15 protein-coding genes are annotated in these 15083 nt (G+C 62.6%); 7 read left to right on the top strand and 8 right to left on the bottom strand.

Features of this window, described 5'->3' with window-relative positions:
• Positions 1-8 precede the first annotated feature (8 nt).
• Complete coding sequence (locus KCX59_RS05645) at positions 9-2114, top strand: multicopper oxidase family protein (protein ID WP_179018125.1); 2106 nt, start codon at positions 9-11, stop codon at positions 2112-2114.
• A 39-nt stretch (positions 2115-2153) separates the two neighbouring features.
• Here KCX59_RS05645 and KCX59_RS05640 read toward each other — a convergent pair whose 3' ends face one another.
• Entirely contained in the window at positions 2154-2375 is a 222-nt protein-coding gene (locus tag KCX59_RS05640) for a hypothetical protein (protein WP_091465705.1), read from the bottom strand.
• A gap of 102 nt (positions 2376-2477) precedes the next feature.
• Positions 2478-3419, bottom strand: coding sequence for a LysR family transcriptional regulator ArgP (locus tag KCX59_RS05635; RefSeq protein ID WP_179018124.1), 942 nt, complete (start codon positions 3417-3419; stop codon positions 2478-2480).
• A gap of 68 nt (positions 3420-3487) precedes the next feature.
• Here KCX59_RS05635 and KCX59_RS05630 point away from each other — a divergent pair, with 68 nt between their 5' ends.
• The 4 genes from KCX59_RS05630 (at position 3488) to KCX59_RS05615 (ending at position 6865) form a co-directional block, all read left to right on the top strand.
• The gene (locus KCX59_RS05630; RefSeq protein WP_179018123.1) at positions 3488-4117 is read left to right on the top strand and encodes a LysE/ArgO family amino acid transporter; all 630 of its coding nucleotides are present in this window, start codon (positions 3488-3490) and stop codon (positions 4115-4117) included.
• Between the two features lie 89 nt (positions 4118-4206).
• Positions 4207-4917 (top strand): response regulator transcription factor, encoded by a 711-nt coding sequence (locus tag KCX59_RS05625; protein ID WP_024819794.1) that lies wholly within the window; start codon positions 4207-4209, stop codon positions 4915-4917.
• A 3-nt stretch (positions 4918-4920) separates the two neighbouring features.
• Positions 4921-6417 (top strand): sensor histidine kinase, encoded by a 1497-nt coding sequence (locus tag KCX59_RS05620; protein WP_179018122.1) that lies wholly within the window; start codon positions 4921-4923, stop codon positions 6415-6417.
• 157 nt (positions 6418-6574) lie between these two features.
• Entirely contained in the window at positions 6575-6865 is a 291-nt protein-coding gene (locus KCX59_RS05615) for a WXG100 family type VII secretion target (protein WP_091465698.1), read from the top strand.
• Positions 6866-7008: 143 nt separating this feature from the next.
• Here the strand turns inward: KCX59_RS05615 and KCX59_RS05610 are convergent, their stop codons facing one another.
• From KCX59_RS05610 to KCX59_RS05590, 5 genes are all read right to left on the bottom strand, one after another.
• Positions 7009-8055: a ribonuclease HI family protein gene (locus KCX59_RS05610; RefSeq protein WP_091465697.1), complete on the bottom strand. Its 1047-nt coding sequence runs from the start codon at positions 8053-8055 to the stop codon at positions 7009-7011.
• 237 nt (positions 8056-8292) lie between these two features.
• Positions 8293-9918, bottom strand: a complete 1626-nt coding sequence (gene groL, locus KCX59_RS05605; RefSeq protein ID WP_089593895.1) for a chaperonin GroEL — start codon at positions 9916-9918, stop codon at positions 8293-8295.
• Between the two features lie 324 nt (positions 9919-10242).
• Positions 10243-10446, bottom strand: coding sequence for a cold-shock protein (locus KCX59_RS05600; protein ID WP_179018121.1), 204 nt, complete (start codon positions 10444-10446; stop codon positions 10243-10245).
• A 172-nt stretch (positions 10447-10618) separates the two neighbouring features.
• On the bottom strand, positions 10619-11239 hold the full coding sequence (locus KCX59_RS05595; protein ID WP_179018120.1) for a LytR C-terminal domain-containing protein: 621 nt from the start codon (positions 11237-11239) through the stop codon (positions 10619-10621).
• 49 nt (positions 11240-11288) lie between these two features.
• A complete protein-coding gene (locus KCX59_RS05590) occupies positions 11289-11624 on the bottom strand; it encodes a DUF3263 domain-containing protein (protein WP_024819788.1) in 336 nt (111 codons plus the stop codon).
• 106 nt (positions 11625-11730) lie between these two features.
• Here KCX59_RS05590 and KCX59_RS05585 point away from each other — a divergent pair, with 106 nt between their 5' ends.
• The gene (locus tag KCX59_RS05585) at positions 11731-12501 is read left to right on the top strand and encodes a uracil-DNA glycosylase (RefSeq protein ID WP_179018183.1); all 771 of its coding nucleotides are present in this window, start codon (positions 11731-11733) and stop codon (positions 12499-12501) included.
• 184 nt (positions 12502-12685) lie between these two features.
• The gene (locus KCX59_RS05580) at positions 12686-13525 is read left to right on the top strand and encodes a siderophore-interacting protein (RefSeq protein WP_179018119.1); all 840 of its coding nucleotides are present in this window, start codon (positions 12686-12688) and stop codon (positions 13523-13525) included.
• A 58-nt stretch (positions 13526-13583) separates the two neighbouring features.
• Here KCX59_RS05580 and KCX59_RS05575 read toward each other — a convergent pair whose 3' ends face one another.
• A complete protein-coding gene (locus KCX59_RS05575; RefSeq protein ID WP_179018118.1) occupies positions 13584-15071 on the bottom strand; it encodes a threonine/serine ThrE exporter family protein in 1488 nt (495 codons plus the stop codon).
• Positions 15072-15083: the final 12 nt, after the last annotated feature.

Genomic DNA, 15083 nt, shown 5'->3' with positions numbered 1-15083 from the left:
TTGCAGCTGTGAACACCTCGCAGCTGCTGGCGGTGGACCTGCTACTGTCCGTGCTTGCGGCCAGCGCGTGGATTGCCGCTGCTTGGATGACCGCGTCGTTGAGCGACAAGCCGCGCCGGAGTGACCTTGGGCTGTTGTTAGTGGGTATAGCCGTCGCAGTGACAGTGGGACGGTACGCATTGCTTCCCGCTTTGGTGGCGGGCAGTTGGTGGTTTGCCAGCGAACGCATAACCATCAATGTGCCTCTGACCGCCATCCCCGCGGCTTGGGCCGCGGCGGCCGGTGTTCCGTTCTTGCTGAGGAGGCGGAACACCGGCCCCAAACCTGCTTCACAAAATCCGCGACGATCCCGCGAGTGGGCGGTGCTGGCAATGATCGCAGCTGCCGTGTCAGCTGTGGCATCACTCGCCCTGACATTGCTCCTGGGGCCATTCCCGGCTCCTTGGAGCCTTGTGGTCTTGCTGTTCATGGTGGCGGCGTCCGTGCTGATTGCCAAGCTCGCACTGTTTTCGCCACGACCTTCGTCGAGACGCGGTACGCAGTTAAACACGGCCGTTCGGGGTGGACGTCGAGGCGGCGCTTCTCCCGCCGGCATGCGTCCGACGGCGGCTACCGCGGTTGCAGGACTCATGATCTGTACGGCTTTGGGCTCCGGAGTCTTTGCCTGGCTTGGGAGTCGGTCCGCCGACGGCGCAACCATCGCTGCCGCCGTCGCGCATCACAGTGGCGCCGACGTCGTGGTGACGGATCCGACGTCGGTCAACAGCTTGGTCGGCGAAACCCCCGCCAACGCTGTGGTCCGGCACTACGAACTGACTGCCCGTGTGGAACAAGTAGTGCTGCCATCCGGGCAAACCACGGAGGCGTGGACTTACGGCAGCCTTCCGGGTCCAGCCCTGGAGGCCCAACTCGGCGAAGTGATGGAGGTGCTGCTGACCAACCGTGATGTGACTGCCGGCGTGACCCTTCATTGGCACGGTTACGACGTTCCCAACGCCATGGATGGGGTGGCCGGGGCGACACAGGACGCCGTCATGCCCGGGGAATCCATGACCTATCGCTTCCTTGCCGCCCAGGCAGGCACCTACTGGTACCACACGCATCAAGATTCAGCCGAGGGGGTCCGCAAGGGCCTCTACGGCACGTTCGTTGTGCATCACCCTACTTCTCCCCGTGCCGACACGGACGTTGTGGTGGCTGGGCACGACCTCAGCGGTCTGGGGTTGCTGGGCTCCTCAGACCGTACCACCGGGCATACTGCCACCCCTGGCTCAAGCGTGCGGGTCCGGCTCATCAACACCGATTCCGTGCAGCAGCGATACCTCATCCAAGGCACGACCTTCAAGGCCGTTGCGGTTGATGGAACCGAGGTGAACCAGCCGCAGGAAGTGACCCACAAACTGGTCCGGCTTGGCGCCGGCGGCCGGGTGGACATCGCCTTCACCATGCCTGATTCCACCGTCACCGTTCGTTCTGACGCTGCGGCCAATGCCGTCGTCGTCATCGCCCCGTCTGGCTCCGCCGTCACGGATCAAGCAGCCAAACCCGAGGAGATGGTTGCGGAAAAGGCACCAGCAGGCGTTTTCGTCACCATGCCCGTGCTGGACCTTTTGGAGTATGGCAAGCCCGTGGGCGGGGAACTGGATGGTGCTGGGAAGGCGGCAGAGCTCGTCCGGCCGATCACGCGTGAAGAGGTGATGGTGCTTGACCGGCAGTTCCGGTTTGTTGACGGGATTCCCCGGTACGCGTTCACCGTGAACGGGGCAGCATATCCGCTGGTTCCGTCCATCGAGGTTGCCGAGGGCGACACCGTAAAGGTGACGGTAGTGAACCGCACCTCCGAGCCGCATCCTATGCATCCCCACGGACATCACGTGCAAGTACTAAGCAGGAATGGCGTAGCTCCAAGTGGGTCACCCCTCATCCTGGACACCGTGGATGTGTTGCCGGGCGAAGTGTGGGAGTTGCTGCTTCACGCTGATAACCCAGGCATCTGGATGGACCACTGCCACAACTTGGACCACGCCGCCGAGGGGATGATGATGCTGCTGAAGTACCAGGGTGTGTCATCGCCGTTCGTGCACGGCGGACACTCCAACAACCGGCCGGAGTGAGCTGGTCTGGCCGAGTCAGCTGGATGCGAGGCTTGTGCCTCAGGCGACCATCCGGCTGGTGACCTCAATCTTGACGTGGTCCACCACGGCCCAGCCGTCCTGATCGCGGAGTTGGGCACTGGCGAACCGTTCGGCTGCGGCCAGATCCTCAAAATCCTCTCGCCGGATGCGGCCGGAATCGGTGTCCAGGTACGTCACGTGGAACTCGACGTCACTGTCACGGTGCTGGTGGATGCTTGCGGGAGCTGCTGTGTTTGCCATGTTTTAAGTGTGGAGCGGGGCACTGACATTTTTAGAAGCATCCGTGGGCGTGTTCGGATTTCGACCACCCAACACTTTCGACCACCCAAGACTTCCACCGCTTCAGGGTTTCCGCAGGTACAGCGCTGAAACTTCACGGACGGTTTCGCTGAGCACATCAAGCACACGGGACGCCGTTCGCCAGCGTTGCCAGTAGAGCGGCACATCGATGGGATGGTCGGGGGCGAGCTCGATCAGCCTGCCGTCGGCGATTTCCGGTCCGCATTGAACTTCCGGGATTAGCCCCCAGCCGAGTCCCAAACGGATCGCGTCACCGAAGTCCTGGGAAGCCGGGACGTAATGACGCGGTCCTTTCCGTTCCGGAAGCGGCACACCCTCAGCCTTGAATGCCGACTGCACAAACGCCCACTGGTACGTGTCCTTGCGGTCGAAGTCCACGGTGGTGGCGGCATTGAGCGCGGCCCCGGTCAAGCCGCTTCCCGAGTCCAGTCCCTCCCACAATTCCGGGAACCAACGGTCCACAAAATGCGGTGCCGCAACCGCACGGTACCGCATCACCCCGAGGCTCTCCACCCGGCACCCCTGCACAGGCTCTGGCGTGGCGGTGACGGCAGCCATAACCGTTCCTGAGCGCAGCAACGTAGTGGAGTGTTGTTCGTCGTCCCGGTGAAGGTCGAAGGTGACATTGAGGTCTGCGGGAACCTTGGCCAACGCTTGGAGGAACCATACCGCCAGCGAATCCGCATTGACCACGATCGGCACGGCCAACTGCGCCCCGTCGGCGCCCAAGCCCAGTTCCCGCCCGGCGTCAGCTTCGAGTTGTGCCACCTGCCGCGCAAGACGCAGTACAACCTCGCCTGCTTCAGTGGCTTTGGCAGGGTTGCTGCGTTGCAACAGCACGCTGCCAGTCGACTGCTCGAGCGCCTTCAACCGTTGGGAGACGGCCGACGGCGTGATGTGAAGCAAGCGCGCAGCAGCGTCCAGCGTGCCCTCGGAAAGGACGGTAGCAAAGGTCAGCAACTGCTCGGAGGGAAAGTGTGGCATAAGAGTATCTTATGTTGCGTGAGAATCTTTAGCTGGTCTAAAGAGGGAGATGAACGTAATTTCCAAGGGTGAACCTTACTGATTTCTTCCACTCCGCAGGCCTGGGCATGGCCACCGGACTCGCCCTCATCGTCGCCATCGGAGCCCAGAACGCTTTCGTACTCCGGCAGGGAATCCGCGGCGAGCACATCGTCCCTGTCGTGGCGGTATGCGCGTTAAGCGACGCCGTCCTCATCGCTGCCGGAGTCCTTGGCACCGGCGCCCTCATAACGGCAGCTCCGGACGCCGTCGTCGTTCTTCGCTACGTGGGGGCAGCCTTCCTGGTGACGTACGGCGTCATGGCCGCCCGCCGGGCGTTGCGCCCGCAATCACTGAAAAGTGAAGGGCCGGCCCACGACGGCGCAAAGCGCAGTCTCACTGCCGCCGTTACCACCGTGCTGGCACTGACATGGCTCAACCCGCACGTCTACCTGGACATAGCCCTCCTGGGCTCGATAGCCAGCGCTCAAGGAGCTCAACTGCAATGGTGGTTCGGTGCCGGGGCCATGCTGGGCAGCATCGTATGGTTCGCCTCCCTCGGATTCGGGGCACGCTACCTCCGCGGCTTCTTCGCCCGGCCACTGTCTTGGCGATTCCTGGATGGCGGCATCGCAGTGACCATGGTGGCGCTGGGAACCGGGCTAGCACTGGGGGCCTGAACCCGGACGAGTTAACTGGACGCAGCCACGCAGTCCGCTCACATGCAGCATCCAGTGAACTCCCAGATTCTGGGAGCATCATGGATGTCATGAAAAAGAACGGTCCCGAAGCCAAGCTTCTCGTTGTCGACGACGAGCCCAACATCCGCGAGCTGCTGTCCACGTCGCTGCGTTTTGCAGGCTTCGAGGTCGTCGCGGCCGCCAATGGTCGCGAAGCCCTCGCCGCGGCCGATCTCCACTCTCCGGATCTGGCAGTCCTGGACGTCATGTTGCCGGACATGGATGGCTTCACGGTCACCCGGCGCCTCCGCGCTGCCGGGAAGCACTTCCCCGTCCTGTTCCTCACAGCGAAGGACGACACCGAGGATAAAGTCACGGGCCTCACTGTGGGCGGCGACGACTACGTCACCAAGCCCTTCAGCCTGGACGAAGTGGTGGCCCGCATTCGCGCAGTCCTCCGCCGCACGCAGCCGTTGGAGGACGATGACGCCGTTATCCGGGTGGACGATCTTGAACTCGACGACGACGCCCATGAGGTCCGCCGGGGTGGCACCGTGATCGAGCTGTCCCCCACCGAGTTCAAGCTCCTGCGCTACCTCATGCTGAACCCCAACCGTGTACTTTCCAAGGCCCAGATACTGGACCACGTCTGGGAGTACGACTTCAACGGCGACGCCTCGATCGTGGAGTCCTACATCTCCTACCTGCGACGCAAAGTGGACATCGATCCGGATGCCGCGGCCCTCATTCAGACCAAGCGCGGCGTAGGCTACGTGCTGCGAACGGCAGAGAAGCGCTGACCCTTGCTGCTTCGCTGGAAATCGGCGTCCCTGAGGTCGCAGCTCGTCGCCATCATCATGGGCCTGCTCCTGCTTGCCCTGGCGGCCACGGGCGCGGGAACGCTGACGCTCGTCAAGAGTTACCTGCAGGGCCAGGTGGATGACAAACTCAAGGCCGCCGTTGCTTTGGCACTGGACCAGCAGTCCTTCGACAAGCTGGCCCCACCCAACCCGGCGACTGACGAGCCAGCCCAGCCGAACCCGGAGGCTCCCACCGAATCCTCCGTGCCCACAGACTACTCGCTGACGTTGTACGTGCCAGGCTTCGCACCTTATCCCTACGCGGGCAGCCAAAGTGATCGTCCCGCAATCGCCAACATCACCCCCGCTGAAGCGAAGCTCCGCGGCAACTCCCCCTTCCAGGTCAAGGGCACGGCCGGTACAAACTGGCGGGTGGTGGCCATTGGCGTCAGATCCGATGGTGGCCAGAACGGCGTCATGATCATCGGGCTGCCGCTCACTCCCGTGGACAAAGTGATGGAGCACGCTGTCCTGGTAGTTGTAGGCGTCGGCCTCTTGACGCTCGTGTTGGCGTTCTTTATCGCCACCTGGACTGTTGCCCGCTCCTTCCGTCCCCTCGCCAAGGTGGAAAAGACAGCTGCGGCCATCGCGGCCGGTGACCTGTCCCGCCGCGTGGAAGTGGACAATCCCCACACCGAGGTTGGCCGCCTGGGCGGTTCCCTTAATGCCATGCTTGCCCACATCGAGGCTTCCTTCGCTGCCCGCGCCGCTTCCGAAGGGCGCATGCGCCGCTTCGCAGCGGACGCCTCCCACGAGCTGCGAACGCCCTTGGTGACCATCCGGGGCTTCTCTGAGCTATACCGTCACGGGGCATTGGCAACCAAAGAGGATGTGGCGATGGCGATGGGCCGGATCGAAAGCGAAGCCAAGCGCATGGGCTCCATGGTGGAAGACCTGTTGATGCTGGCCCGCCTTGATGAACAGCGTCCGCTTCAGCTCAAGCCTGTGGACCTGCAGCTCCTTGCACACGATGCCGTGGTTGACACCAAGGCCTCATCCGGAGACCGGAGTATCACGCTCACAGGGCTCGACGGCGCCGCCCCCACTGCCGCGCCGGTCCAAGGTGACGAAGCCAAACTTCGGCAGGTCATCGGGAACCTCGTGGGAAATGCGCTGCGGTACACGCCAGAGGGAAGCCCCATAGAACTGGCCGTCGGTGTTCGTGACACCCCCAGCGGTTCAGTTTCCGTCATCGAAATCCGCGATCACGGGCAGGGCATTCCGGAATCTGAAACCAACAAGATCTTCGAGCGCTTCTACCGTGCTGACACCTCGCGGACCCGCGAGACAGGCGGCAGCGGCCTCGGTCTGGCGATTGTTGCCGCGATCGTCGGTTCCCATGGCGGTACGGTCCAAGTGGCGGACACCGACGGCGGCGGTGCCACGTTGGTGGTCAGCCTTCCGTTCCACGAGGAATCGGCCGAGCTCCTGTCCACCTAACGCGCCTTATCCAACTAACGCCTTTGTCCACATAGCGCCTTTATCCACATAGCGACGAACACCCATTTTGCGGCTGCGGGAGGCTGCCTAGGCTCGATGTTGTAGCCACGCATCCCCGCCGCAAACCGCGGAACCTCTTCGTCGAAAGGCACCACCCATGAGCGTCATCTCCGTCGATACCGAATTGCTCCAGCTCAAATCAGCCAACGTCAAAGGAACTGTTGATCGCATCAGCTCCGATGTGCAGACCATGCGGCGTGGCCTGGAGGAACTTGAGGCGACCTGGCGGGGAACAGCTGCCACGAATTTCCAGGCGCTTGTCCTGGAGTGGTCGCTGACGCAAAGCAAGGTCGAGGCTTCCTTGGCTTCCATCAACATTGCCTTGTCCTCAGCTGCCACGAGCTATCTGGAAGTGGAACAAGGAAACACCCAGCGCTTCACGTACTAGCTGCCCCGCCCCGGTCCTCCCTCGCCCATGAACTCCTGCGGGGCTGGCTGTCTTCCCCCTGTGCAGCCGCCTCGCAGGTCATGAGGGATTTGTCTCCGGGCTTAGGTTCCCGGGCTTAGGTTTCCGGGGTTAGTTCTCGGGGGCTATTTCTCGACAGTCCCTTGGTGGAACCGCAGCCGCCATTGACCGCGGTCAAGCATCCAGACGGAACTGCGGAGCGCCGAGCCCGTGTGCGCGAAACTACGGTAGTTCAGCAGGATGGTGTTGTCGCTGAGCCTGTCTGCGCTGAGCAGTTCAAGTTCCGTCGGTTCACCGGGGTCCTCTTCCAGCGCCATCATCATGGCGTCCCGTGTCCAAAACCTGCCCGAGCTACCGATCTCCGCGAAGTCAGGGTGGAGCAGCACACCGATCCTGCCGATGTCCGCCCTCACGTCCGGCCTCAGCAGTTCCCGTTCCAACGCCAGAACTGTGTCCTCAGCTGACAGTTGCTGCGCCGACGCGTCATCTTCCAATTCGCTGAAGAGATCGGCTTGGCCAAAGATGCCGGACTCACCAAAGAGCGTGGGCTCAAAGTGCGGACGGGAGCTGCGGTCAACCTTGGCGGGTGCGGAACCAGCGCTTGCCGACGAGACGCCGGCGGCAGCGCTTGCAGGGACCGGCTCGGAGGAACGGGTTTGTGCCGCGCGGGCTTCCGTTTGCGGCTGAGATCCAAGCTGTTCCTGCGCACCCGGGAACCCGGGGCCAGCACGGTGCGCTACGCCCTGCTGGTAGGCCGTGGCAACAGCGCGTGCGCGCTCATCGGCGGCTTCGTTGAGGTCGTGACCAGCGTGACCCTTAACCCATTCGAAGGTGTATTTTCGGCCGACGATCGCTTGGTCGATGTCCTTGAGAAGGTCCACGTTCAGCACGGGCTTGCCGTCAGCCTTCCGCCAGCCCTTCCGCTTCCAGCCCGGCATCCACTTGGTGATGCAGTTGATGACGTACTGACTGTCGCAAAGGATCAGCAATTCTTCTTGTGGCACGTGGGCCGTCGACCGAAACAGGTCAAGGACGGCCATCAGTTCGCCCTGGTTGTTGGTACCGTGCGGCCAACCTCCTGCTCGCCAACAGGAGTCGTCAACATACCAGGCCCAACCGGCCGGCCCAGGATTACCGAGGGCGGACCCATCGGCGGCAGCAATAATCGTCATGGGGTTAATCCTGCCAGACCCCACCGACACTAAAACCCTGATAGCACCCAACTGAGTCGCAGTACAGGCCGTTATGAGGGCTCAAAAGGGCATCATCTGCTACCTACTTGGGTCTGCAGCCCTGACGTACAGCTTTGACGAGGGAACAAAACGGCGGCCCCCACCAAAATGGTGAGGGCCGCCGTCGTGACGCTGTTCAGCGTGATGCCGGGCGCTGTATTGCTACAGCCGGGTGGCTTAGAAGCCGCCCATGCCGCCCATGTCGTCGCCACCGGCAGCCGGAGCGTTCTTCTCGGGCTTGTCGGCAACTACGGCCTCGGTGGTCAGGAAGAGACCAGCGATGGAAGCAGCGTTCTGGAGAGCCGAGCGCGTGACCTTTACGGGGTCGTTGACGCCGGCAGCCAGAAGGTCTTCGTAGACACCCGTGGCAGCGTTCAGGCCGTGGCCGGAAGGCAGGCCGCGAACCTTGTCCACCACAACGCCCGGCTCGAGGCCAGCGTTGAAAGCGATCTGCTTCAGCGGTGCGTCGATGGCAACCTTGACGATGTTGGCACCGGTTGCCTCGTCACCCTGCAGGGTGAGGTTGGCGAATGCCTTGGCGCCTGCCTGGATGAGGGCAACGCCACCACCGGCAACGATGCCTTCTTCAACGGCAGCCTTTGCGTTGCGGACTGCGTCCTCAATGCGGTGCTTGCGTTCCTTGAGCTCAACTTCGGTTGCGGCACCGGCCTTGATGACTGCAACGCCGCCGGCCAGCTTGGCCAGGCGTTCCTGCAGCTTCTCACGGTCGTAGTCCGAGTCGGAGTTCTCGATCTCGGCGCGGATCTGCGCCACGCGGCCTGCGATCTGCTCGGCGTCGCCGGCACCTTCAACGATGGTGGTCTCATCCTTGGTGACAACAACCTTGCGGGCGGTGCCGAGGAGTTCCAGGCCAGCGTTTTCGAGCTTGAGGCCAACTTCTTCGGAGATGACCTGGCCACCGGTGAGGATGGCGATGTCGGCCAGCTGGGCCTTGCGACGGTCACCAAAGCCCGGAGCCTTGACGGCAACGGACTTGAAGGTGCCACGGATCTTGTTGACGATCAGGGTGGCCAGGGCCTCGCCCTCGATGTCTTCGGCGATGATCAGCAGCGGCTTGTTGGACTGCATGACCTTCTCCAGAACCGTGACGAGTTCCTTCACGTTGGAGATCTTGGAGTTGACGATCAGGATGTACGGGTCTTCGAGGACCGTTTCCTGGCGCTCTGCGTCAGTGACGAAGTAAGCGGAGATGTAACCCTTGTCGAAGCGCATGCCTTCGGTGAGTTCGAGCTCCAGGCCGAAGGTGTTGGATTCCTCGACCGTGATGACGCCTTCCTTGCCCACCTTGTCCAGGGCTTCGGCGATGAGGCTGCCGATTTCCGGGTCGCCGGCGGAGATGGAAGCCGTAGCTGCGATCTCTTCCTTGGTTTCGATTTCCTTGGCGGAGGCCAGCAGTTCGCTGATGACTGCCTCAACGGCCTTCTCGATACCGCGCTTGAGGGACAGCGGGTCGGCGCCGGCGGCAACGTTGCGCAGGCCTTCCTTCACCAGTGCCTGGGCGAGAACGGTTGCAGTGGTGGTACCGTCGCCAGCGACGTCATCCGTCTTCTTGGCAACTTCCTTGACCAGTTCTGCACCGATCTTCTCGTAAGGATCGTCCAGCTCGATCTCCTTGGCGATGGAAACACCATCGTTGGTGATCGTGGGGGCGCCCCACTTCTTTTCGAGGACGACGTTGCGTCCACGCGGGCCGAGGGTGACCTTGACGGCGTCTGCGAGGATGTTCAGGCCCCGCTCGAGGCCGCGGCGTGCCTCTTCATCAAATGCAATGATCTTGGCCATAACGGCGGTAGTCCTTTCGGGACAGTCGTTAAGAAGGTACCTATCAGATGGGGTGCCCGCGACGGACGGTCTTTCGCTTGGGGCCTCTGTATGCCCCGCGCTCCGGACCTCACCCCACCAAGGTGTTTCTTGATCCTCCGCCGGCCCGATGCCTGTCCGCCGCCGGGGTCAACCGGGCCGGACTTAGCAGTCGAACCATAGGAGTGCTAAATCAATAATTAGCACTCGACCGGGGAGAGTGCAAGCAGAGATGCCAGTTTGCTCTAGAAACAAAGGGCTTTCAGCCATGGGCTGACAGGAATGGGCGCAGACGCCGCGATCGAACTACGCGACGCGGACGCCTTCGGCTTGCGGACCCTTCTGGCCCTCCCCCAGTTCGAACTCAACCCGCTGGCCTTCTTCGAGGGCGCGGAAGCCCTCCATCTGGATGGCGGACCAGTGCACAAAGACGTCGTCGCCGGATTCATCCACAGTGATGAATCCGTAACCTTTTTCGGCGTTGAACCATTTGACGGTTCCCAAAGCCATGATGCCCACACTTTCGCAGTAGCCAAGACCGGTAGCCGGGATCTCCGTACCGGAATGAGTCCACTGTAACCACTGTCACTAGCGCCGCGCTGCCGTGGAGGGGCAGGGCACCACTTTTGTTATTGAGGCTTAACCGAGTTGGGGCATTTCAGCTCAGGAACGGGCTCAATGCCTACTGGTAGCCGGGCCCGGCCACAACCACCAGCGGCTGTTGGACCTCGGGCGTTTCCACGATCGTCTGGATGCCCAGCAAGGTACCCAGCGCTTCCGCGTTGGCCTTCTGCTCCGGAGCGTTGTAGAAGATCACGGACGTCTGCTGCGGCAGTCCGCCCCAGTTTCCTACAGTGCTCAGCGCCCAACCGTCGCCCTGGACGAGGCCTGCCACCCGTCCGGCCAACCCTGCCGTCCCGGCGCCGTTGTAGACAGCCACAGGAGTGGCCTTGTCCACGGGAGCCGAAGACGGAGTGGCGGAAGGAGATTCCGAGGGCGTCGGTTCGCTGCTGGGTTCGCTGGAAGCGGGCGGCGCACTGCTGGATTCGGTGGGAGCAGCGGACGGTGCCGCAGAGGTCTGCAGCGGCGCCGGCGTCGTGGTGTTGGACGAAGCGCTGGGTGCTACCAGCCCAAGGTTGGGGAGGATGAGGAAGGCCACGAGCCCGAGCACCAGGGCCGCCGCCCCAACGGTCAGGACCGGCCACAGGGTGGGGCGTGCAGTCTCTTGGGCGTCGCGGTGAACGCCTTGGCGGGACGTGTTCTGCGGAACCTGGTCGAATTCGTCCTTGGCATATTTGGTCATGGTGAGGCGGTGTCCTTGCTGGTTGCTGCTGACAGATCAGCCTGGCGATTTACGCGTCGGACCCCAAGCGACGTGCAGTCCTCGCACGCTGGCGGGACGTACGTAGTCTACGCAGTCTCTTGACGAGCATGGGATCGTGGGCCAACGCATCCTCGGTGTCTATGAGCGCGTTCAGGATCTGGTAGTAGTGTGTGGCAGAGAGATCGAACAGCTCGCGGATAGCCTGTTCCTTGGCTCCGGCGTACTTCCACCATTGCCGCTCCAGCGCCAGCATCTGCTGGTCACGCTCACTCAGCGGCGAGTCACTGCGGGTCTCGGCCGCGAGGTCCTCAAGGGCAAAGCCTGTTGCCTGCGACGCCATCGGTTCCGGTGCTGGTTCTGCCACGGCACACTCCTTCGACGCTCGTTGGGGGAAAATGTCCTACCCCCATGTTACGGGCGAATAACAACGGTGTCATTCGCAGGCCGTGCGGCGCGCGGGAGACAATGGCCTGGTGACTGGCGAGGATGCACTCTTTGATCTTGAACCTGCTGATACTACTGAACCGGGTTTCGCCGCCCTGCTCAAACAGCCGCTGGATGAGCTGGTGGCTCCCGATTGGGCCGATGTATTGCGCCCGGTTGAAGGCCAGCTCCGTGAAGCCTTGGACTATGTAGCACGCCAATCGGCCAACGGCGCCCAAGTTCTGCCGTCTGCAAAGAACCTGTTACGCGCCTTCAAACAGCCGCTGGCCGACGTCAAAGTCTTGATCCTCGGCCAGGACCCTTACCCAACCCCGGGCCACGCCATCGGGTTGTCGTTCGCCGTTTCCCGCCCTACCCGACCCATTCCCCGGAGCCTCGCCAACATCTACCGCGAACTCCACGACGACCTCGGCCTCCCGCCCCGCGTCCACGGCGACCTCAGCGCTTGGGCGGAGCAGGGCGTCCTGCTCCTGAACCGCGTCCTGAGCGTCGAAGCGGGAAACGCCGGCTCCCACCGCGGCAAAGGTTGGGAAGCAGTCACGACGACGGCGGTCACCGCCGTCGCCAACCGCACTGACGGCGCCGGGCGGCAGAGTCCGCTGGTGGCGATCCTGTGGGGCAAAGATGCCCAGGGCGTGGTGCCCCTGCTGGGCGGGGCACCGTCCATCGTCTCGGTCCACCCAAGTCCACTCTCTGCATCACGAGGATTCTTCGGCTCCAAGCCCTTCAGCCGGACCAATGAGCTGCTCATTGGCTTGGGGGCTGAGCCCATCAATTGGGAATTACCCGTTCTGTAACCTTTTCAAGCCCAACGCTCTCTCACATCCCACACCCTTCAAGCCCAACGCTCGTTCACATCCCACCCCAAACACGCGGGATGTGAACGAGCGTCCGGCCCAAATACGCGGGATGTGAGCGAGGGTGTGTAACCTTCGACTCATACCCAGCCGACGCGCAGGGAATTAGCTTAGGCTTACCTTCATGACTGCTCTCCCCGTCACTTCGTCCGCCTCACGTAAAACCCGTCCGCAGGTGAACCTGACCGTCCTGCGAAATGAACGCCTGACACCGCACATGGTGCGGATTGTGGCGGGCGGACCTGGTTTCACTGACTACGCGAACAACGAATATGTGGACCGCTATATCAAAATCGTGTTTCCGCAGCCGGGCGTCGAGTACGAACTCCCGTTGGACTTGTGGGCCATCCGCGAGACCATGCCCCGTGAGCAGTGGCCTCACACTCGCACGTACACCATCCGCTGGGTAGACCTGGAAGCACAGGAACTGGCCATCGACTTTGTGGTTCACGGTGATGAAGGACTGGCCGGTCCTTGGGCTCTCGCCGCCAAGCCCGGCGATTCGCTCATCTTCACAGGTCCAGGCGGTGGGTACAACCCCGCCCCCGGGGCCGATTGGTACTTGTTCGCCGGCGACGACGCCGCGATACCAGCCATTGCGGACTGCGTGGAGGCCCTTGCTCCCGATGCCCGCGGAACCGTGTTCCTTGAAGTGGATAACGAGGCCGACATTCTTCCGATTTCCGCCCCTGCCGGAGTGGAGTTGCACTGGCTCCTCCGCAAGGGCGTCCAAGCGGGTTCCAGCGAGCTGCTTCTTGACGCCCTTCGCACCACCGAATGGTTGCCCGGACGCGTGGACGTCTTCGCCCACGGCGAGCGGGGCTATATGAAAGGACTCCGCGAGATCTTCTTCGTGCAGCGCGGCTTGGAGCGTTCGCAGGTCTCACTGTCCGGCTATTGGGCGCAGGGTCGCGTAGAGGAAGTTTTCCAAGCAGAGAAGAAGCTCCCAGTGGGACAGATCTAGCCTCAGTCCTCAAAGCCGAACGGCGCCGCCTCCTGGCGGCGCCGTTCGTTTTTTGACGTTAGCGCCTGCGTACCCTGCGCCGCTCGTTGCTGGACAGACCCTTCGTCAGGGGCCTGGCCAGGTTGTCACCGAGCACGATGCCGGCCGCAACGCCCAGCACAATGGCGCCGGCGTTGAGCATGCCACCCGCACCCAGCAGTATGTTGCCGCCTTCAACGGTCAGGGCGTACATGGAACGGAAGATCGTCAGACCGGGAAGCAGGATCAGCGCGGCCGGGACGGCCACTACAAGTTGCGGAGCACCCAGCTTGAGCGCCACGACGCGGCCCAACAAGCCGATAATCACCGCAGCGACGGCTGGCGACAAACGGTCGCCGAGGCCGGCTTCGCCAACACCCCACAACACGAAGAAGCCGACTATGCCCACTGCCGCCGTCGGGAGTAACAGCCGCATTTGCGTCTGCTCGGTGACGCCGATGGCGACCACCGCAATAGCAATAAGGACTGCTTGAATCCACAAGGGATACGCGTCGGGGAATGTCTGGGTTACGTCCAGGACTGCGCTGCCCATCAGCGTTCCAACCACTACTGCGACGCCAATCCCCGCAACGATTGCGCCGAAAGTGAGCAACGTGGAGAGGAAACGACCCGCGGCCGTTACCGGGAAGCCGTTGATGGCGTCCTGTACCGATGAAACGAGACGGCCCGTAGGGAGCAGCAGCAGGATTCCACCCGCCACCACAATGGATGGCGCAATTTCCACACCTGCCCAACGCAGCATCAACGCGATGAAGGTGACCAGGAACGCGCACGCCATGGTGTTGAAGAAGTCAGCCGTCCGCCATCTGGCAAGTTGCCGGGAGAGCAGGCTGATCAGGATGTTGGAACCAAAAGCCACCGCGGACGCACCGATGCCACCACCCAGGACACCCACGAAGACGGCGGCGAAGATGCCGAAGGCCATGGTGACCATCCACCGTGGGAAGGGTTTGGCACTGCGGATGATTTCATTCAACCTGCGCACGGCTTCGTCACGGCCCACTCCCCCGGCCACGATGTCCGTGACCAACTGGTGAACCTGGGCAAGGCCGGCGTAATTGTTGGTCCACGAGCGCACCACACGGAGCAGCGTGATGGGCGTCTGGTCTTTAGGCGCGTAGTTGATGGCCACCGACTGGTTGGTGATGTCCACTTCCACGTTCTTCAGGCCAAGGGCAGCCGTGACCGCAATCATGCTGGTCTCCACCTCAAGGGCGCCCGCACCGTAACGGAACATCACTTCAGCCAGATGAAGGGCGAAGTCGATGGTCTTGCGGGCCGAAGCGTCCACGCCCACCACTTGGATGGTGGGGTTGGCGTAAGGACTTCCGGCCAACCGGTCCACGATGTTCATGGGCGCCGTCGGCGGGCTGTCACCTTGAACCAAGCGCATCAGCATGCGTTTGGCGTTGACGTTCTGCCGGACCTGGGACGGCCGCAACGGCTGGGTCTTGGGCAACCCGTCGGTATGGGGCCTGTTGGCGGACCCGTCGGGGCGTTCAGTCACGCGGTGATCCTC

The organism is Paenarthrobacter nitroguajacolicus (genome assembly GCF_051027655.1).
Lineage (GTDB): Bacteria > Actinomycetota > Actinomycetes > Actinomycetales > Micrococcaceae > Arthrobacter > Arthrobacter nitroguajacolicus.
Note: the sequence above shows the minus strand (reverse complement) of the source record. Positions and strands in the feature narration are given on the sequence as shown.